The organism is Listeria sp. ILCC792, assembly GCF_900186135.1.
Taxonomy (GTDB): Bacteria; Bacillota; Bacilli; order Lactobacillales; family Listeriaceae; genus Listeria; species Listeria goaensis.
On sequence record NZ_FYBO01000013.1, the window covers coordinates 1 to 17,123 of the forward strand.

At 40.5% G+C, this 17,123-nt stretch carries 20 protein-coding genes, 1 pseudogene and 1 other annotated feature; of the genes and pseudogenes, 6 read left to right on the forward strand and 15 right to left on the reverse strand.

Annotated features, from left to right (window positions below; genetic code table 11):
• Positions 1–357: 357 nt before the first annotated feature.
• Positions 358–966 (reverse strand): HD domain-containing protein, encoded by a 609-nt coding sequence (locus CFS60_RS11955; RefSeq protein WP_088839301.1) that lies wholly within the window; start codon positions 964–966, stop codon positions 358–360.
• Positions 967–1,024: 58 nt separating this feature from the next.
• On the opposite strand from CFS60_RS11955, the gene CFS60_RS11960 reads away from it, so the two are divergent.
• Together CFS60_RS11960 and CFS60_RS11965 are read left to right on the forward strand one after the other, a co-directional pair.
• Positions 1,025–1,807, forward strand: a complete 783-nt coding sequence (locus tag CFS60_RS11960) for an ABC transporter ATP-binding protein (protein WP_088839302.1) — start codon at positions 1,025–1,027, stop codon at positions 1,805–1,807.
• Between the two features lie 14 nt (positions 1,808–1,821).
• Positions 1,822–2,181 carry a hypothetical protein gene (locus CFS60_RS11965; RefSeq protein ID WP_240310407.1) on the forward strand — a complete coding sequence of 120 codons (360 nt, stop codon included), beginning with the start codon at positions 1,822–1,824 and terminating at the stop codon, positions 2,179–2,181.
• A gap of 68 nt (positions 2,182–2,249) precedes the next feature.
• Here the strand turns inward: CFS60_RS11965 and CFS60_RS11970 are convergent, their stop codons facing one another.
• Complete coding sequence (locus CFS60_RS11970) at positions 2,250–2,627, reverse strand: carboxymuconolactone decarboxylase family protein (protein WP_179946586.1); 378 nt, start codon at positions 2,625–2,627, stop codon at positions 2,250–2,252.
• A gap of 71 nt (positions 2,628–2,698) precedes the next feature.
• Here CFS60_RS11970 and CFS60_RS11975 point away from each other — a divergent pair, with 71 nt between their 5' ends.
• The gene (locus CFS60_RS11975; RefSeq protein WP_088839303.1) at positions 2,699–3,082 is read left to right on the forward strand and encodes a MerR family transcriptional regulator; all 384 of its coding nucleotides are present in this window, start codon (positions 2,699–2,701) and stop codon (positions 3,080–3,082) included.
• A gap of 67 nt (positions 3,083–3,149) precedes the next feature.
• Here the strand turns inward: CFS60_RS11975 and pepT are convergent, their stop codons facing one another.
• The gene (gene pepT, locus CFS60_RS11980; protein WP_088839304.1) at positions 3,150–4,376 is read right to left on the reverse strand and encodes a peptidase T; all 1,227 of its coding nucleotides are present in this window, start codon (positions 4,374–4,376) and stop codon (positions 3,150–3,152) included.
• 26 nt (positions 4,377–4,402) lie between these two features.
• Positions 4,403–4,930 (reverse strand): DUF1697 domain-containing protein, encoded by a 528-nt coding sequence (locus CFS60_RS11985; RefSeq protein ID WP_088839305.1) that lies wholly within the window; start codon positions 4,928–4,930, stop codon positions 4,403–4,405.
• 87 nt (positions 4,931–5,017) lie between these two features.
• Here CFS60_RS11985 and CFS60_RS11990 point away from each other — a divergent pair, with 87 nt between their 5' ends.
• Positions 5,018–5,773: an exodeoxyribonuclease III gene (locus CFS60_RS11990; protein ID WP_088810978.1), complete on the forward strand. Its 756-nt coding sequence runs from the start codon at positions 5,018–5,020 to the stop codon at positions 5,771–5,773.
• Positions 5,774–6,002: 229 nt separating this feature from the next.
• Here the strand turns inward: CFS60_RS11990 and CFS60_RS11995 are convergent, their stop codons facing one another.
• Entirely contained in the window at positions 6,003–7,202 is a 1,200-nt protein-coding gene (locus CFS60_RS11995; RefSeq protein ID WP_088810977.1) for an MFS transporter, read from the reverse strand.
• Between the two features lie 201 nt (positions 7,203–7,403).
• Here CFS60_RS11995 and CFS60_RS14125 point away from each other — a divergent pair.
• Together CFS60_RS14125 and msrA are read left to right on the forward strand one after the other, a co-directional pair.
• A pseudogene (locus CFS60_RS14125) lies at positions 7,404–7,610 on the forward strand (bacteriocin immunity protein); the annotation flags it as partial.
• Positions 7,611–7,655: 45 nt separating this feature from the next.
• A complete protein-coding gene (gene msrA / locus CFS60_RS12000; protein ID WP_304441197.1) occupies positions 7,656–8,222 on the forward strand; it encodes a peptide-methionine (S)-S-oxide reductase MsrA in 567 nt (188 codons plus the stop codon).
• 41 nt (positions 8,223–8,263) lie between these two features.
• Here msrA and rplT read toward each other — a convergent pair whose 3' ends face one another.
• The 10 genes from rplT to CFS60_RS12055 all read right to left on the reverse strand — a co-directional run bounded on the left by rplT (position 8,264) and on the right by CFS60_RS12055 (position 16,946).
• Positions 8,264–8,623, reverse strand: a complete 360-nt coding sequence (gene rplT / locus CFS60_RS12005) for a 50S ribosomal protein L20 (protein WP_007477027.1) — start codon at positions 8,621–8,623, stop codon at positions 8,264–8,266.
• A 37-nt stretch (positions 8,624–8,660) separates the two neighbouring features.
• Positions 8,661–8,861, reverse strand: coding sequence for a 50S ribosomal protein L35 (gene rpmI / locus CFS60_RS12010; protein WP_007477029.1), 201 nt, complete (start codon positions 8,859–8,861; stop codon positions 8,661–8,663).
• A 22-nt stretch (positions 8,862–8,883) separates the two neighbouring features.
• Entirely contained in the window at positions 8,884–9,399 is a 516-nt protein-coding gene (gene infC, locus CFS60_RS12015; protein WP_088810987.1) for a translation initiation factor IF-3, read from the reverse strand.
• Between the two features lie 68 nt (positions 9,400–9,467).
• Positions 9,468–9,609 (reverse strand) — a sequence feature (ribosomal protein L20 leader region).
• Between the two features lie 92 nt (positions 9,610–9,701).
• Positions 9,702–11,252: a hydantoinase/oxoprolinase N-terminal domain-containing protein gene (locus tag CFS60_RS12025; RefSeq protein ID WP_088816388.1), complete on the reverse strand. Its 1,551-nt coding sequence runs from the start codon at positions 11,250–11,252 to the stop codon at positions 9,702–9,704.
• A complete protein-coding gene (locus CFS60_RS12030; protein WP_088810974.1) occupies positions 11,245–12,348 on the reverse strand; it encodes a DUF917 domain-containing protein in 1,104 nt (367 codons plus the stop codon). Before CFS60_RS12030 ends, CFS60_RS12025 begins: the two co-directional genes overlap by 8 nt.
• Positions 12,349–12,365: 17 nt before the next feature.
• Positions 12,366–13,646 (reverse strand): cytosine permease, encoded by a 1,281-nt coding sequence (locus CFS60_RS12035; protein WP_088816389.1) that lies wholly within the window; start codon positions 13,644–13,646, stop codon positions 12,366–12,368.
• Between the two features lie 131 nt (positions 13,647–13,777).
• A complete protein-coding gene (locus CFS60_RS12040; protein ID WP_088839306.1) occupies positions 13,778–15,346 on the reverse strand; it encodes a PucR family transcriptional regulator in 1,569 nt (522 codons plus the stop codon).
• A 72-nt stretch (positions 15,347–15,418) separates the two neighbouring features.
• Entirely contained in the window at positions 15,419–15,817 is a 399-nt protein-coding gene (locus CFS60_RS12045) for a VOC family protein (protein ID WP_088810971.1), read from the reverse strand.
• A gap of 56 nt (positions 15,818–15,873) precedes the next feature.
• Complete coding sequence (locus CFS60_RS12050; protein WP_088810970.1) at positions 15,874–16,410, reverse strand: PRD domain-containing protein; 537 nt, start codon at positions 16,408–16,410, stop codon at positions 15,874–15,876.
• Positions 16,411–16,706: 296 nt separating this feature from the next.
• Positions 16,707–16,946, reverse strand: a complete 240-nt coding sequence (locus CFS60_RS12055; protein WP_088810969.1) for a hypothetical protein — start codon at positions 16,944–16,946, stop codon at positions 16,707–16,709.
• Positions 16,947–17,123: the final 177 nt, after the last annotated feature.

Genomic DNA, 17,123 nt, shown 5'->3' on the forward strand with positions numbered 1-17,123 from the left:
CAGCGTTCGTCCTGAGCCAGGATCAAACTCTCTTTAAAATAAATCGAATTTGAATACTTATTCAACACCGTGAATAAGTTTCCTTAGCGTCACAAATTGACTTTGCTAGCTTGTTTCTTACTTTTTTTGGAAACATCTTTTTGTTTCCTGTCCTATGAATTGATTGGTGAAACATCTGTTTCATCGCTTTTTCATCTTCGTTTTGTTCAGTTTTCAAAGGTCACATTGCTCTTTCGAGACAACTTAATTATCATATCATGATTAGGTTGCTACGTCAATAAAAAATTTATATTTTATTAACCTCTTTTTTTGAGCTTTTTAAGTATATAATAATCAATGAAATAATTCAAGGAAAAGCTACTTGTTTTTGATAACTTTTTCGTCTTGTAGTTCTGAAAGAAATTTTAGCATGTAGGAATGCCGTTTTTCTGCGGCTTTGATTGCGGTTTTTGTGTGCATCTTATCTTTTAATAGTAGAAGCTTATCAAAGAAGTGTGCCAGCGTTGTGTTTGGATTTTCGAGATGGTAATCGAGTGCCTGGCGGGCTTTGGCGCCGCCGTAAGTAAATGCTCGGATGATTCCGATTGCTCCAAGGGCATCTAGGCGGTCGGCGTCTTGCACAATTTTTTCTTCGAGAGTTTCTGCCAAAACGGGATTCTTACCTTGTTTGTAGGAAACAGATTCGACTGCGCGCATAATCTTTTTAATAGTGTCTGGATCTAAGCCTGATTTTTTCATCCAGTCGCTTAACTCAGCTTTAGCCAAAGCAGAGTCTGTAGTTAGTTTTTCATCAGGGTAATCGTGGAAAAGCGCGGCTAGTTCGATGATAAGCGTGTCACCACCCTCCTTTTTCTGCAAATGTTTGGCAGTTCGAAAGACGCGCATAATGTGTTCGAAATCATGCCCAGTGCGGTCAGACTCGAATTTTTCTTGCATCCAATGTTTAGCTGCTTCTATTATATTCATTTCGCATTCTCCTTTCTTTTTTCAGATAATTGTGTAAAATAAAGATTGAGGTGATACGATGTTTGAATTTCAACAAGTGACTTTTACTCGGGAAGAAAAACAGATTATCAGAAATATTAATTGGGCTGTGCAGACAGGCGAAAGATGGGCAATGCTCGGTTTAAATGGCGCCGGAAAGACGACGCTTTTAAAGCTTTTAAATGGTTATATTTGGCCGAGTAGCGGGCGGTTACAAGTGCTTGGCCAGTGGTTTGGACAGACTTCTTTGCCTGAACTTCGGAAATCAATTGGCTGGGTGAGCAGCGCCTTGCAGTATCAGCTGAAGGAGTATGAAACGGCGGAGCAAATTGTACTTAGCGGTAAGTATGCTAGCATCGGGCTTTACCAGCCGTTTACAGAAGCGGATATCCATCAGGCGAAGGAGTTGCTTCTCTCGGCGCACGGTGGGTCGCTTATCGGCAAAGTTTATGCGACACTCTCACAAGGTGAGCGCCAACTTGTTTTGATTGCCCGCGCACTGATGGCGGATCCCAAATTGCTTATTTTAGACGAACCATGTAGTGGGCTTGATTTGTTCGCGCGCGAAAAGTTGCTTTATCAAGTGGAGCAAATTGCGGCTAGCGACAAGACGATTCTGTTTGTCACGCATCATACTGAAGAAATTTTACCACAATTTACAAAAACCGTCCTGCTTAAGGATGGTGAGATTTTCGCAAAAGGAGCTACTCGCGAGATGCTTTCGGTTAAAAATATGGAGAGCTTTTACGAACATCCGATTGAGATATTTCAAGTGGCGAACAACCGCATAGCGATTTATCCGCGGGAAAGTTATAATGGTTAGAGGAGGCTGATTGTATGATGGCATATAAAAGTATGATTGCGAAGGCGCTCACGCACAATTTAATTGAACAAACAAGCGTGCCAGTTTATGGTAGTTTTCCCTTCAGCGTGGCAGGCGAATTAGTCCAATTAGACGGCCTTTGGATTGCCAACTTAGCGGGTGTTACTTTCTTCTCTGAAACCGAAGCTTATTTCGTCAATAAAATGTTTTCTTATCACGATATTGCCCACTGCTCCAGACATATAAGTTTACTGGCCATGAGTCCAAAAATTAAGTTTACTCTTTTAGACGGTACTACATATACTATGCTTGTGGAGCAAGAGGATGCCAAGCGCTTTGTGCAAACAGTTCGAGAGCGTCAGCATCATGCGTAGTTCATTTAAAAACGAGAAGAAGTTGTCACTCAAACTTCTTCTCGTTTTTGTGTTCTATAGATTTACTTTCACTTATTCCTAGCTGCAAAAACTTCTTTTGAAGCGGTCACCGCATTTAATACTTTTGGAAAGCCGACATAAGGAATACACTGAATGAAGACCTCGATAATCTTTTCTGGCGTTATGCCAACATTTAGAGCAGCATTGATATGAACATGTAACTGATCATGAGTATCTCCTTGAGTGAGTAAGCTGGTGATTGTAATGATTTCTCGCTCTTGTAGTGTCAAAGTTTCTCTAGCATAAATTTCTCCGAATGCGAATTCAACGATATATCGACCAATATCAGGCGCGATTTCCTCCAGTGATTGAATGACTCTCTCTCCTGCTTCACCATCAATTCGATTCAAATTTTCTAGTCCAATTTTAAAACGATTATTTTCCATATCCAATTCCTCCTTGTTTGTGATAGACTAAGTGTAAACTATCAAGCCTACTTTATAGCAAGGGGGAAAATATGTATAAAATTAGTGAAGTTTCAAAACTAGTGGACTTAACAATTCCAACTTTACGCTACTACGAAGAGCTTGGAATGATTCAACCTAAACGAAATAAAAATGGTTACCGTGAATTTAGTGAACAGGATTTAGAGTGGATTCAGTTCATTATCCGCTTAAAACAAACTGGAATGGAGTTAAGCGAAATTCAGAAATATGCTCGACTAAGAGATCTTGGGGACCAAACAATTGAAGCGAGAATGGCCTTGTTAGACGCCCAAGAAGAACTGCTTCTAAGCAAAAAGCTGGAGATTGAAAAACATATCCATTTTTTGAAAGAAAAACAAATTGGTTTATCAAGACATGCTTCGGAAAAGAAACTAATCGAACTTTTCATTTTTTGAAATCTCCATTTGAATTGTCTTATGAAACAAAAAACAACCGCAAATGCATGCATTTGCGGTTGTTTTTTTATGCGCGTTTTTCAAATAATTGAACCATCTCGATGATGACTTTTGTTGCTAGTTCCATATTTTCAACAGAAACATATTCAAATTTACCGTGCATGTTCTCCCCGCCGGCAAATATATTTGGCGTTGGTAAGCCTTTGAAAGATAGCTGGGAGCCGTCTGTACCGCCGCGAATAGGTTCGATAAGAGGCTCAATGTCTAGGTTTTTCATCGCATCAAACGCAATATCGACAATGCCCTTCACGGGTTCGATTTTCTCACGCATGTTGTAGTATTGGTCATTTAGTTCCAACACCACTTTGTCCTTCCCATATTTTTCCTGCATAGAAGAAACGATTTCTGCAACTTTTGTTTTCCGCTCCACAAACTTCAAATGATCAAAATCACGGATAATGTAAGTGGCTTTCGCTTCTTCTACCTCGCTGTTTAAAGAAATCAAGTGATAGAAACCGTCGTAACCTTCCGTATATTCTGGTGCTTCATTTTGTGGGAGCTGTGCGTTAAATTCCATCGCCATTTTTGTTGCGTTGACCATTTTATTTTTGGCTGTTCCGGGGTGAACACTGTTTCCTTTAAAGGTGATTTTCGCGGCAGCGGCATTGAAACTTTCATATTCCAGTTGTCCGCGCGGGCCGCCGTCCATTGTGTACGCATAGTTCGCGCCAAATGCAGCAACATCAAAAAGCGCTGGGCCTCGTCCAATTTCCTCGTCTGGTGTAAAAGCAACGCGAATTTTACCGTGTTTTAGTTCTGGGTGCTTCAAAAGATAATTCATCGCAACCATAATTTCCGTGATACCCGACTTATCATCAGCGCCTAGTAGCGTTGTGCCGTCCGTTGTAATGAGTGTTTGCCCTTTATAGCCCGTCAATTCTGGAAACTGCTTCGGTGACAATGCCAAATTCGGGTTTAGCATGATGTCCCCACCGTCGTAATTTTCGTGCACAATTGGATTTACATCTTTCCCCGTAAAATCCGTAGCCGTATCAAGATGCGCTAAAAAGCCAATCACCGGCACATCTTTATACGTATTTGCAGGTAAAGTCGCCATCACGTAGCCATTTTCGTCAACCGTCACATCGCTCATACCGATTTCTTTAAGTTCTTGCACAAGAATGCGACCAAGTTCGAGCTGACCTTCCGTTGTTGGGCAAGTCGTGCTTTCCTCGTTCGACTGCGTATCCACTTTTACGTATGTAGTAAAGCGCTTAATAAGTTCTTCTCTCATTTTCTACACTTCCTTCAATTCATTGTCTACTCCATTATAGGCTTTTCCAAAAGATCAAGCAACTTCTCACTCGTCTTTAAATTGCGCCCAGTAACCGCTTCTTCCGTCCAAGTTTTGATTACTTTATCCGTCTTAACTTCATGAACTTTTGTGGTGAACATTTTAACAAAAATAGCTGCACCGCTCGCCACATAAATCGCGTCCGCCGTTTCAATTTTGGCATTTGGCAAATGGCCGTTATGAAAGAAAATCATCAAACGCTCCGACTCCGAAATGATTGGAAATGGATTTTCGGCTAGCGTCAACCGATAAGCTTCCTCATTTAGCACCACAACAATTGGGTTTTTGATGGCGTAATACGCTTCTAGATGTTGCTCCATTTTGGTGCGCACTTCGGCCTCATTGAAAGGGGCGTTTAAAATGAGGTTGCCGCTTTGAATATACGTGATCACATTTTGAAATCCCTCTTTCGCTAAGCTCTCTCTTAGTTCTGCCATTTTTATTTTATTGTGTCCACCCACGTTTACAGCTCGTAGTAGTACTACAAATCTCATTTTAATCCCCCTTTATTACTAGTTATTATATTATATCTTAAAAGCAATCTGCGGTATAATGAAAAAAAGACTTGGAGGGTGATTTTTTTGAAATTGATTTCTTGGAATGTGAACGGCTTGCGCGCGGCTGTCAAAAAAGGGTTTATGGATTATTTTCATGAGGTCGATGCTGATATTTTTTGTTTGCAGGAAACGAAATTGCAAGAAGGTCAAATTGAGCTCGATTTAACGGGCTACCATGATTATTGGAATTATGCCGTCAAAAAAGGCTATTCAGGTACGGCGATTTTCACGAAACAAGAACCGCTAAACGTCTTTTACGGCATTGGGGCTGATGAGCATGACCAAGAAGGCCGCGTCATTACGCTCGAGTTCGAAAATTTCTTTTTCATTACCGTCTACACGCCAAATTCGCAACCTGAATTAGCGCGCCTCGCCTACCGCATGACTTGGGAAGAAGCTTTCCTAAACTACATTAAAAGTTTGGACGCAGAAAAGCCAGTTGTTTTTTGTGGGGATTTAAACGTTGCGCATAACGAAATTGATTTAAAGAATCCGAAAACAAATCGGAAGAATGCTGGGTTTACGGATGAGGAGCGCGCTAAATTTACGACGGTGCTTTCGGCTGGCTTCACCGATACATTTCGCTATTTTTATCCCGAAAAAGAAAGTGCTTATTCTTGGTGGTCGTACCGCATGAACGCCCGGGCGCGCAATACGGGGTGGCGGATTGACTATTTTGTCGTGTCAAGCCGTTTGGAGAGTCAGCTTGTTGATGCGAAAATCCATGCTGATGTGCTCGGGTCGGATCATTGTCCGGTTGAGCTTGAAATTAAACTATAAAAAAACGCGTGAAGAATCATTTTCGATTCTTCACGCGTTTTTAGCTTTATTGCCTGTTCATATCTGCTAGGTTTATCCCTTTTCTTTTAAACTTAATATCCTGCTTTTTATTAAATAGACGTGTTTAATTATTACACCCTCTTTAATTTAATGGTTCAAAGAAAAACTGAGTCTTGCCCATTTCAAAATTTGATTAACCAAAACTCAGGCTATTAAAATTATTTTTCACTTATTCAGCGTTTCTAGTTCTTTTTGCTGCTAGTATGATAATACCAGATAGTAAAAAGGTAAGAGCCATGAATAAGAAGGCTGTTTGATAGGAATTTGTTGCGGCTACTAAGTCGCCAATAACCATCGGGGCAAAGAAGCCACCTAGAACGCCACCAGAGTTGATAGCTGCATATTTAGTTGCGATATGACTTTGTTTAAATAGTTTGTGTGGCAATCCCATTAAAGTTGTGAAAGCCATGATAAGAAAAATGTTGGCTAAACACAAACAAATAATGGAAAGGGTTAATTGATTTGACAAGTAAACGCCATAAACATTTAACGCACCTAAAATACTGAAAACGAAAATTATCATCCGTTCTTTTCCAATAAAAAAGCGACTGATTAAATATCCACCTAAAATTCCGGCGATAAGAATGCAAAGTCCAGCTAAGGAACTAATATAGCTCACTTGGCTAAGTGAAAGCCCTCTTGCCTCGTTTAAATAAGAAGCGAGCCAGCTGGTTAAACCGTAATTAGCGGCGTTAATGAAAAAGGCTGACAATAATAAAATCCAAAGTTGCTTATCACGCAATAGTTCTGAAAAAGGGACTTTATTTTTTTCTTTGTAAGAAAGGCGTTCTTCCTTGGTCGATTTTGGAATGACTAGGAAGATGCAAAGGCCGATGAAAACGACAATTGCGCCCATAATATAATACGTATGCCGCCAGCCAATCGAAACGAGTAGCGGTGCAATTAGCAACGGCCCAATGAATGCCGCAAAACCAGAAGAGGCGAGCATCGCTGACTGCGCAAATCCCCTTTTATTCAAAGGAAAATGAAGCGATATATAATTGCTGACCGAAGGCGGATAGCCGGAGTGTCCGAGGGAGCCTGCTAAAAAGCGGACGACGACTAAAAATAAGAGTGAGTAGCCAAAACCAAAAATGGCTAAAAACAAACCGATGATAATGATGGATAGCGCTAGCACAGGGCGCGCGCCAATACGGTTATTTAAATAGCCCATTGGAATTTGGAAAAGTGTATAACCTAAAAAGAAAGCGCTTAAAATTAATCCTTTTTGACTGGGATCGAAGCCTAAATCTTGCGCAACAGGCACAAGGGAGATTCCAATTGTGTACTTATCGACGTACACGCTCGTATAGCCTATGAATAGAACGAGTAAAACAAGTAACGAATTTCTATCCTTCACTTTGTTCATTTGAATTAGCCCCTTTACTTCGAGTATTCCTCAAAACAAGCTGAACATTTCGTTTTAAAGCACCTTTATTATATAATAAAAAACACACTTCGCCTGTGACAAAGATATGTATTTTTCATCCAATATACTGCTAAAAATGTACAGAATACACATTTCAATAGTAGCACTCAAAATAAAAATAGCTATGTGAGGGATGTTTCAATGAAATATACGCCGTCAGAAATTATAAATGACCTATATAATTTAATTTTGAATCCTGGAACACGTGAATTTGAACGCTCCCTTTTAACTAAAACGAAAAATTCGTTGGAAGACGGAGCCAATTTTCACAATCAGCTTTTAAAACTTGAAGCGAGCTTACGTCCCCTTGCGTTACGAAATAATTTAACGCCTGATGTGACGGATTTTTATTTAAAAATAACGGGCAATGCTAATAAACCTTTTGATTTTTCTATTCATGACTACGAAAAAAAGCCCCATCAAGCACGCGCCATCTTTGCGGGAGGCTGTTTCTGGTGCATGGTGGAACCGTTTGAAACGAAACCGGGTATTATTTCTGTTTTGTCAGGATATACGGGCGGACATGTTCCTCACCCGACTTATGAGCAAGTCAGTGGCGGGTATACGGGACATACGGAAGCTGTTGAAATTATTTTTGATACTGAAATTGTCAGTTATTTGGAACTTGTAACGCTTTATTTCCAATTGACAGATCCAACTGATGAGCTTGGTCAAATGGCAGACCGTGGCAGCAACTATCGACCTGCTATTTTTGTAATAAATGCCGAGCAACGCGAAATTGCGGAACATTATAAACAGCATTTAATTGACTCTAACCTATATAAACGGCCAATTGTCACTGCTATTGAGCCTGCAAGTACATTTTGGCCAGCAGAAAATTTCCATCAACAATTTTACCGAAAAAATCCGAAAAGGTATCGGAAAATCAAACGGGCTCGCAAGCAGTTTTTGTTACTTCAGCATCTGCAAATGAAGCTGCGTCATTTTCGTCAAAAATAAAAAAAAGCGGCCTGACAAAGTGTCAAGTCGCTTTTATTCATTTATTTCGCTAATTCTTTTTTCGCTGCATCAGCTAATGAAGTGAAAGCTTGTGCATCGTTTACAGCTAAATCAGCAAGCATTTTACGGTTAATGTCAATACCAGCTAATTTTAAGCCGTGCATTAATTTGCTGTAAGATAAATCGTTTAGACGTGCTGCTGCGTTAATACGAGCAATCCATAATTTACGGAAATCACGTTTCTTTTGACGACGATCTCTGTAAGCATATTGGTAAGATTTCATTACCGCTTGGTTAGCTACTTTAAATAGTGTATGTTTAGAGCCATAATATCCTTTGGCTAATTTAATGACCTTTTTACGACGTTTGCGAGTTACTGTTCCGCCTTTTACGCGTGGCATATTGTCTACCTCCTAGAATTTAGAAAATTATTTTTTATTATTTCATTTTAGCGACCATTTGACGAATACGTTTGAAATCGCCAGCTGATACCATTGCCGCTTTACGCAGTTTACGTTTTTGTTTTTGAGATTTGTTAGCAAACATATGGCTAGTAAAACCATGTCTGCGTTTTAATTTTCCAGATCCTGTTCTTTTGAAACGTTTAGCGGAACCGCGGTGAGTCTTCATTTTTGGCATGAAATTTTCCTCCTCAAAACTTTTACTTTTCTTGAAGTGGTGCTAGGACTAAGAACATTGAACGTCCGTCCATTTTCGCTTTTTGCTCGACTGTGCTTACATCTTTACACTCGTCTGCAAAACGGTCAAGCACCTTTTGACCGATTTCTTTGTGGGTGATTGCACGACCCTTAAAGCGGATAGAGCATTTTACTTTATCGCCTTTTTCAAGGAATTTACGCGCATTACGTAGCTTCGTATTGAAATCATGCTCATCAATTGTTGGGCTGAGTCGCACTTCTTTTAACACGATGACTTTTTGGTTTTTGCGGGCTTCTTTTTCTTTCTTTTGTTGTTCAAAACGGAATTTACCGTAGTCCATGATACGAGCTACTGGCGGTTTCGCGTTTGGCGCAACAAGCACAAGATCAAGATTAGCCGCCTCAGCAATACCAAGTGCGTCAAATTTACTTTTTACACCCAATTGTTCACCGTGTTGATCGATCAATCTCACTTCACGTGCACGAATCCCATCATTTACCAACATGTCTTTGCTAATGGCGAGCCACCTCCGTAGTTTATTGGTACAACAAGTCAGAAAAGAGCAAATCATGCGTCTACCAGCGGCAGACATACAAAAAGCGAGTCTGCAAACTTTGCAAACCCGCCGATTCAAAGTCACACCAAGACTGGCGCAACGAAAAATTGAACTTTTTGCCTGAAAACACTCGTTAACGAGGCGAGAAGCGGGTTGCTTCTTCTTTCTTGTTTAATAACCTTAGTAACTATAGCATAGATGGAAAGGGATTGTCAACCATTCATTTTGCCTAGTCTTGCTCGTTTTATACAAAGAAACGTTTTTTAGACTAAGTTTCCAACCACTTTTATTCGCAATCGGTTTGCGTTATCTGGGTGATAGGCGAGCGGAATTTCATCGATTTCCACCACTTCAATGGTATTTTCAATGGCTCCTGCTAAAGTTGCCTGCGCACGCGCTTTATTTTCGGCATCTTGGAGTGCTTCTTCGCGTGGTTGCTTGGCATAAATATAAATTTGCTCATATTGGCCGCTAATTTGTGAGATGGAGGCACCAATTGCGTTTGCAACAGCGCCGTTTGGATTGCGGATAATTTTTGAAACGCCATTTAGTTCTTCAGGGATAATAACGCTGCCCCCGCCGACAAGAATAAGTGTCACATCGCCTGAATTCGTCTTCATTTTATCAATTGCGTCTTCGGTCATTTCTGCCATCTGCGCATAGGCTTTTTCCGCAAATTCTTGACTGATATGCGCAACTAGTTCTGCATCTCCAATCGCGACTTTTCCTAGTCGCACGGCAATATCCGTTGCTGTTAAATCGCTACCGCCAAAAACAAGAGCCTTTTCTGTAATTTGATAACCTACGCTATCTGGTCCGACTGTCACTTCACCGTTTACTTCACGAACGAGACTGCCACCACCGAGACCGATGGAAATAATATCTGGCATTCTGAAATTAGTACGCACGCCTCCAACGTCAACAGCTAGCGAAGACTCACGCGGGAATCCGCCTGAAAGCACGCCAATATCCGAAGTCGTCCCGCCGACATCAAGCACCATCGCATTTTCAAGGCCAGCAAGATACGCCGCCCCGCGAATACTGTTCGTTGGACCACAAGCAATCGTCAAAATCGGAAACTGGCGCGCATAATCAAGCGACATGAGCGTCCCGTCATTTTGACAAAGATAAATGGCCGCATCTTCCACCCCTTCTTGTTGAAGTGCTTTTTCAAACCCATTTGAAGTTAAAGCCATCACTTTCATGAGAGCTGCATTTAAAATCGTTGCATTTTCCCGTTCGATTAAGCCGACCGAGCCGATGGAGGAAGACAGCGAAACAGGGATGGCACTACCTAATACTTCTTTTGCAAGTTCAGCAACCTTTTCTTCCTGCTCATTTTTAAGTGACGAGAAAACGCCAACAACGGCGATAGATTCCACTTCATTTTGCCACTTTTTAAAGACATCACGAATCTCAGCTTCTGAAAATGCGGAAAGTTCGCTCCCATCATATTCGTAACCACCTTTGGCGAGTGCATATGTGCCTGAAAGGGTTTCAATCATATCTTCTGGCCATGCCGTGTAGGGGAGGACAGAAGCTGTCGCTGGGTAGCCTAGGCGCAAGACACCGACTTTGGCTAGCTTTTTGCGCTCTACGATGGCATTTGTACATTGGGTTGTGCCAAGCATGGCGTGCGTCACTAATTTGCGGTCGATACCTGTTTCTGCTAAGACTTGTTTTAAGGCGCGCGCAATGCCCGTTTCAATATCTTCACTTGTTGGGATTTTGACACTGTGAATTAAATTTAAGTTTTCATCTAAAATGACGGCATCGGTATTTGTTCCGCCAACATCAATTCCTATTTTATACATGATTAAGTTTCCCTACCTTTCCAACAAGTTCTTCAACAGGCGTATACGGATAGTCGTAGCCGAAATAACGCGGGCCAACAGTTTCGATGCCTTTAGCTGTACGCCATTCCAAGTCGCAAGGAAGGGCTAGTACGCGCACTCTTTTTCCGTATTTTAGTCCTTCGGTTGTAACTGGATTTAGTGTTTCTAAATCGACAAGGCAAATTAAATCAGGCGTTAATGCAATGGGCTTGCCGTCCATTTCGGCGACTAAATTTTCATTTTGGAAAAAGATTTTCACTTGATGGTCTGCATATGCATGTAAGCCCTCAATGGTCACACAGCCGCGATTAAATCCACCCGTTGTGCCACGTTCAACGTCAACAATTTTGCCATCAAATAAGTGAAAGCCCCCTGTCGCTTCTAAAAGCTCGTTTAGTTTCACTTGCTCATCTTGTTGGTTGGAACGAATGATTCGACCAATTTTTTCAGAGAGCGTCACAATATTTTTCACACTAGCTGTTTTAAGCTGGTTTCCTGTACACGGATAAATGCTAACCAATGAGCTGGCACCCATTTCAACTGTCGAAACACGAGCTAGGCGCTCTGTCCATTTATTGTCAATTGTTTCCATAATGCCAATATTTCCTTTTTCATCTGTGATAGCCATTGGTGTCGAAGGAATGTCGTGCAAATGGAACGTCACCATTTGGAGTTCAGGAAACGCGCGGCCCATTCCGTCACAATCGATTAGCGGCAAACCTAATTGTGCAGCTACCACAATTGGAATCATTGAATTAACTCCGCCCGCTTCCATCGGGAATGTTCCTTTTACTTCTCGCCCTAAATAGCGGCCTAACTTTTGGAAAACGCGCGTAAACTCGTCGCCTTTTGGAAATTTTTCAATCAAGACAGAAGGCGCACCCATCATTGCTGCTGGGATAAAAAAATCTTCGTCTGCTACTTCTTCTGTTGATAAAAGCTCGACTGGGCCATATTTTTTGATTGCCGAAAGGGCCATCATTTTTCCGATGTAGGGGTCTCCGCCCCCGCCTGTTCCTAAAAATGCAGCACCCACTGCAATATCTTCAATTGCTTGTTCGTCTAAATAACGCATCATCATTCCTCCAACGCTTAATAATTTTTCTTAACGCTTCCTTGGGCTGTATTTCCAACTAGCTTTTGTCCAATAAGATAAAGGGCTAGCGAAATAACAATCCCAATTAGCGGTTGGTTCGGTAACTGTGGCAACGTTTCAGGGAAAAAGGAGAAAATAACTGGGAGTGCTGCAAATACAGCACCAACAGACCAAGCTAGAACGCCTAGCCAGTTTACACCTTCTACAAGTTGCCATTTGTTTGGATCTCCTTTTTGAACAATCCAGTAAGAGGCAATCATGACTCCTGCGACTGGCGGCACCATAGCGGAGAGGACTGACATAATGGGGATAAAATAGTTTAAAATGCCAAAAACGGCTAAGAGTGTGCCTATTCCGCCAGCCATTGCAACTGCTACTTTTTCGCGCTTTTTAGAGATATTAAAGACATTGACAATCGCTATTCCGCCAGAAAAAGCATTGACGGCATTAGTTGTCCAAGCAGCTAGAATTAGGGCTACAACGCCTAAAACGGGCATACCTAGTTCATTAAAAACAGATGTAATATCGGCTGTTCCTGAAGTTAAAGTAAGAATTGCGCCTACGCCTATCATCAAAATGCCAGATGGCAGGATTCCGCTAATAGCGGCTTTCATAATGTTTGCTCGTCCTTTTGTATATTGCGCATAGTCCCCAGCGATAACTGCACCAAGCGCAAATGACCCGACTGTTACAGATAAGCCAGATAAAAACGGTAATGTCGTCTTCGGCGTATAGTTTGTAATTTGAGCTAAGCCCCCGCTTTGTAGCGAAGTGATAAGGGCGTATAGACAAACGATTAATAGAATCGGTACCGCAACATAATTTAAAATATTCAAAATTCGTATTCCGTATAAGGCAGATAACAGCATGATAATCCCCCAGATGAGCGATGCCAGCCAAACAGGAAAATCAATACCGTACACGGCTAAGAAACCTGAAAACGCAACGCCACAAACATTGGCTTGAATACCAAACCAACCGAGGCAAGCGATAGCTAAAATGATAGAAATGATTTTTTTAGAACCTTGCTCACCAAAAACTTGCGCTGCCGCTTTCACAGTCGGAAGTTTTAAATCACTCCCTTGGATTCCTTGAAAAATCATAAATAAGACGATGATTCCATAACCGACACAAGCGGTTAGAATCGCCTCCCAGAAAGGCATACCTCCAATTAACGTTCCACCTACCAAGAGGGCAGGTACACAGATCATTGCGCCAGTCCATACAAAAGCTAGACTTCCCCACGACTGGGCTTGTTCTAAATTCTTGTTTGTCATGATTTTGTACCTCCAATTTTTTTAATATTTTTATTATATAGAAACGTTATACTGTTGTAATTGTTAAAAACACAAAATAAAATAAGCTTTCATTGTTCAATTGGACAACGAAAGCTTATTTTATTTAAAATTTACGTTTGGTTCATTTCCTGAAGTAAGCGCCAAATAGCAACAGATGTGTATAGATTATAGCTTTCTGGAAGTTTAGTGACCGGATATTGCAAAATTTCATGTAACCGTGCTAAGCGGTACTTAATTGTGTTTTTGTGAAGGAATAAAACGTCTGCTGCTTTTCCCATATTGTTTTCTGTATCAAGTAGAAAAACCGCCAATGTCTGTAATAATTCTTCACCTTGACTTTGCATTTGGAAGAGAGGCTGTACCAATTTAAGCTGCTCAGAAATGGCTCTTTCACCTTTGTTGACAATTTCATAGCATTCTGCAGCAAACATCACTTCTTGAATAGAAAAAATGGTTTTAAGTGGATAAATGATTTTCGCGGCCTCAAAATAGCTTGAAACTGTCGCATAACTTTGCTGCACATCAGTCGTGTTTTCCTGCCCACCGCATATAATAATTTGGACGTCTAGCTCTTTTAGCAAATGCTTCGCCAGTTCATCATACTCCCCTTGCGTTAAACTATTATCCATTAACGCCACAATGAAATCATCATGAAAATCAACGAGCGAAACTTGGAAATGGGCCGAAAAGTAAGACTGAATTTTTTGTAGTGCTTGTTCATTTGCTTGCGCATTTTGTGCTTCGATAAGCCACATGGTTTGAATGCTCGCCACATCAATTCCTAGAATTTTCGCTAGGCGACGCATTTTGACACTCTCATTATTTAAGATCGCTTTCACAAGTTCAGACGTGCTAATCTCGCTATATTTTTCACCCCAAAGGTTCATAAAGACTTGAACCACTTCCGTCATTTGTGCGGCGAGCTCCTCCGTCAAAGCTTCGTTTTCTTTGATCAAAAAAAGCTGTAGCATCTTAATACCATCTTGCATAAGTGGTCGTTTCGTGATGAACAGCTGGTCATGTTGCTCGATTTTTTCTGTAATAGGAAGGTGGATTACTTTGTCTAAAGCAATCGTATTGATGCGCGGCCAGGTTACGGCATGTACAATTTCGCCTGAATTATCGGTTAACACAATCGAAGAACGGGTGCGGTCTGTTAAAATTTTAAGCATTGTATCAATATTTCGCTGATTATTTGGTAAGTTTGAAATTTGTTCGAGAAGTTCACTTGCAAAATGGGTGACGCGCATTTCTTGTTTTACGATTGCTTCTACAACTTCATAAATCACTTCGCTATATCTGAGCGTCATTTCATTTTCAGGCATAACAATAAGCGTGAAATCCAGTTTGTTGGCTAATCGGATTAATTTCTCATCTACTTTTGGCATAAAAATACCGACATAGTAAAGAATTAATGCCACTTCGCCTGCATGATGTAGCCTTTCTATCATATTGCACTGAGCATCCACATTATCTTTTATATTGATAAAGGCGGAAATCACAATTTCACTGCCATAAAATTCATCATTATCGAATAACGCGTCTTCCAAAATTTCAACATCGGTATGTTCTAAAACGGATATGGAAGAAACTAATTTTTTTAGCCCGGTCTTTCCGGCGACCACTTTTGCTTCTCGTAAAGATGGTAATTTAAGTAATTCTTCTAACTTAACGCTCATTTTTATGCCTCCTTCCTTTGTTAAATGAACACGAAATAAACTCTCTTTTGCTTTGCAAAAGAGAGTTTGCTATTAAACATGTGTATAATTTAATTCCCACATGTAACCGAACTTGTCTTCCACTTTGGCATGTGTCGCTCCCCAAAACATGTTCGCGACTTCCATTTCGACGCGTCCGCCAATTTGAAGTATTTCCATATAGCGGAGAAGTTCTTCGTTTGAATCACATTCTAGCCCAATGATTAGCGTGTTCCCGTGAGTCATTTCGCCGAGTTGTAAATCGTTGAAAAAAAGGACTAAATTTTCAGCAATGTGCAGTTCGGCGTGGATGAGTTTATTTGGGAATTTTTCAAACCCGGGGACATCTTTTCCGTAGGAGGCGTGCAGAATTTCGCCCCCAAATACGGTTTGGTAGAAAGAAACCGCTTCTGCGCAGTTGTCCATCGTAAAATAAGGAATAATTTGTTTCATGCTAGCACCTCGCTTGCTCCATTTTTCTTTATCATACTGCAAAACGGCGTTCTAAGCTACCTTTTTGTAAATTCGGCCATTTCACGAATCACATCTTCTGCTTGTGGGAATAAACCTAGTTTGTCCATGAAACCCGCTTCGTCTTCTGGCAAGTCAACATCCGCATGCTCATTGATTCGCGCCAAACATGTTTTTGCAATAGCAAATTCTTCCGGATAAAACTTTTTTATTTCCCAAAGCAACCGATTTTCAAAAAAGATGCCTTGTTTAAAACGTGATACAGCGTAATGGATATGATCGGTTAACGTGACATAAATAATCTTATTTAATGATTTTACGAGTTCTTTTTCCGTATAGCAAATAATATCATCTGCCAACGAGAAGTAATCAAATGGTATTTCTTCCAGAAGCTGAATAAGTTGTTTGTTCGAAGGGTCATTGTCTGTTGTAAATATTTTCTCAATCTTTTCTGTCGGGATTGTATCGCCAATTTTACGATTAAACCCCACGCCAAGTCCTGTGACGATAACTTCCTCTTTCACTTGATTGACTGAAAAAACAACATTGTTATTTAAAATTTTTGTAATGAGCATCTGAAAAATCTCCTTTTGCACGAAATAAAACCCGTATTAGTTGACACACTGCGTTCCTAAACAAACAGTATGTACTAACACGGGTTTTGCCTGCTTTACCAGTCACAATCCATTAATTTCCTATAGTGTATCATAATTAGTAAGCGATTACAACCTGAGTTTTTTTGACCATTTCTTTACTAGAAATCAACCTATCGTTCATAATGGCTTTACAAAATTGCGCTAAAATAAGGTTACAAGCTTTGAACTTGTAACCTTTAAACTCCCTAACTTTAGCTGGCATCTGCCGGCTTTTTTTAATCCATACGACTTCTTTTCGTTAAAATAAGCTCTTTATCTGCCGTAACGCGAACAAAGTTATTCCAATCGGTTCGAATGAGTGAAATTTCTTTTTCTGTACAACTAAATTTTAGGAGTACATCATCGTCTTCATCTACAACCAAATAAACATCTTCTACGCTTTGATAAATCTTCAAATTGTTTTCTAATTGTATTTTCCATCCAAAAATTAATAAATCCGTCTTCATAATCGTCATTTCCGTTCACTCCTTTTGTTTTAACTTTTACTTAGAGTGAACTTGCTAGCTTTTATTTCATGTAAATCTTTTTTGCATGATTTCGCTCTCCTTTTATGGCTTTGATTTCATTTTAACTTGGAAAGGTGCGGGAATCAAGATTTTAATCAAAAAAAAGAGACCTCCGAGGAGATCTCT

Coding starts and splice junctions, on each gene's coding strand:
- CFS60_RS12035 (WP_088816389.1), bottom strand. CDS start 13,646: ATGACAAACAAGAATTTAGAACAAGCCCAGTCGTGGGGAAGTCTAGCT.
- CFS60_RS12045 (WP_088810971.1), bottom strand. CDS start 15,817: ATGAAACAAATTATTCCTTATTTTACGATGGACAACTGCGCAGAAGCG.
- CFS60_RS12025 (WP_088816388.1), bottom strand. CDS start 11,252: ATGTATAAAATAGGAATTGATGTTGGCGGAACAAATACCGATGCCGTC.
- rplT (WP_007477027.1), bottom strand. CDS start 8,623: ATGCCACGCGTAAAAGGCGGAACAGTAACTCGCAAACGTCGTAAAAAG.
- rpmI (WP_007477029.1), bottom strand. CDS start 8,861: ATGCCAAAAATGAAGACTCACCGCGGTTCCGCTAAACGTTTCAAAAGA.
- CFS60_RS11965 (WP_240310407.1), top strand. CDS start 1,822: ATGATGGCATATAAAAGTATGATTGCGAAGGCGCTCACGCACAATTTA.
- CFS60_RS11975 (WP_088839303.1), top strand. CDS start 2,699: ATGTATAAAATTAGTGAAGTTTCAAAACTAGTGGACTTAACAATTCCA.
- CFS60_RS11995 (WP_088810977.1), bottom strand. CDS start 7,202: ATGAACAAAGTGAAGGATAGAAATTCGTTACTTGTTTTACTCGTTCTA.
- CFS60_RS11955 (WP_088839301.1), bottom strand. CDS start 966: ATGAATATAATAGAAGCAGCTAAACATTGGATGCAAGAAAAATTCGAG.
- CFS60_RS12030 (WP_088810974.1), bottom strand. CDS start 12,348: ATGCGTTATTTAGACGAACAAGCAATTGAAGATATTGCAGTGGGTGCT.
- CFS60_RS11960 (WP_088839302.1), top strand. CDS start 1,025: ATGTTTGAATTTCAACAAGTGACTTTTACTCGGGAAGAAAAACAGATT.
- CFS60_RS12055 (WP_088810969.1), bottom strand. CDS start 16,946: ATGACGATTATGAAGACGGATTTATTAATTTTTGGATGGAAAATACAA.
- CFS60_RS11985 (WP_088839305.1), bottom strand. CDS start 4,930: ATGAGATTTGTAGTACTACTACGAGCTGTAAACGTGGGTGGACACAAT.
- CFS60_RS11970 (WP_179946586.1), bottom strand. CDS start 2,627: ATGGAAAATAATCGTTTTAAAATTGGACTAGAAAATTTGAATCGAATT.
- pepT (WP_088839304.1), bottom strand. CDS start 4,376: ATGAGAGAAGAACTTATTAAGCGCTTTACTACATACGTAAAAGTGGAT.
- CFS60_RS12050 (WP_088810970.1), bottom strand. CDS start 16,410: ATGCTCATTACAAAAATTTTAAATAACAATGTTGTTTTTTCAGTCAAT.
- CFS60_RS12040 (WP_088839306.1), bottom strand. CDS start 15,346: ATGAGCGTTAAGTTAGAAGAATTACTTAAATTACCATCTTTACGAGAA.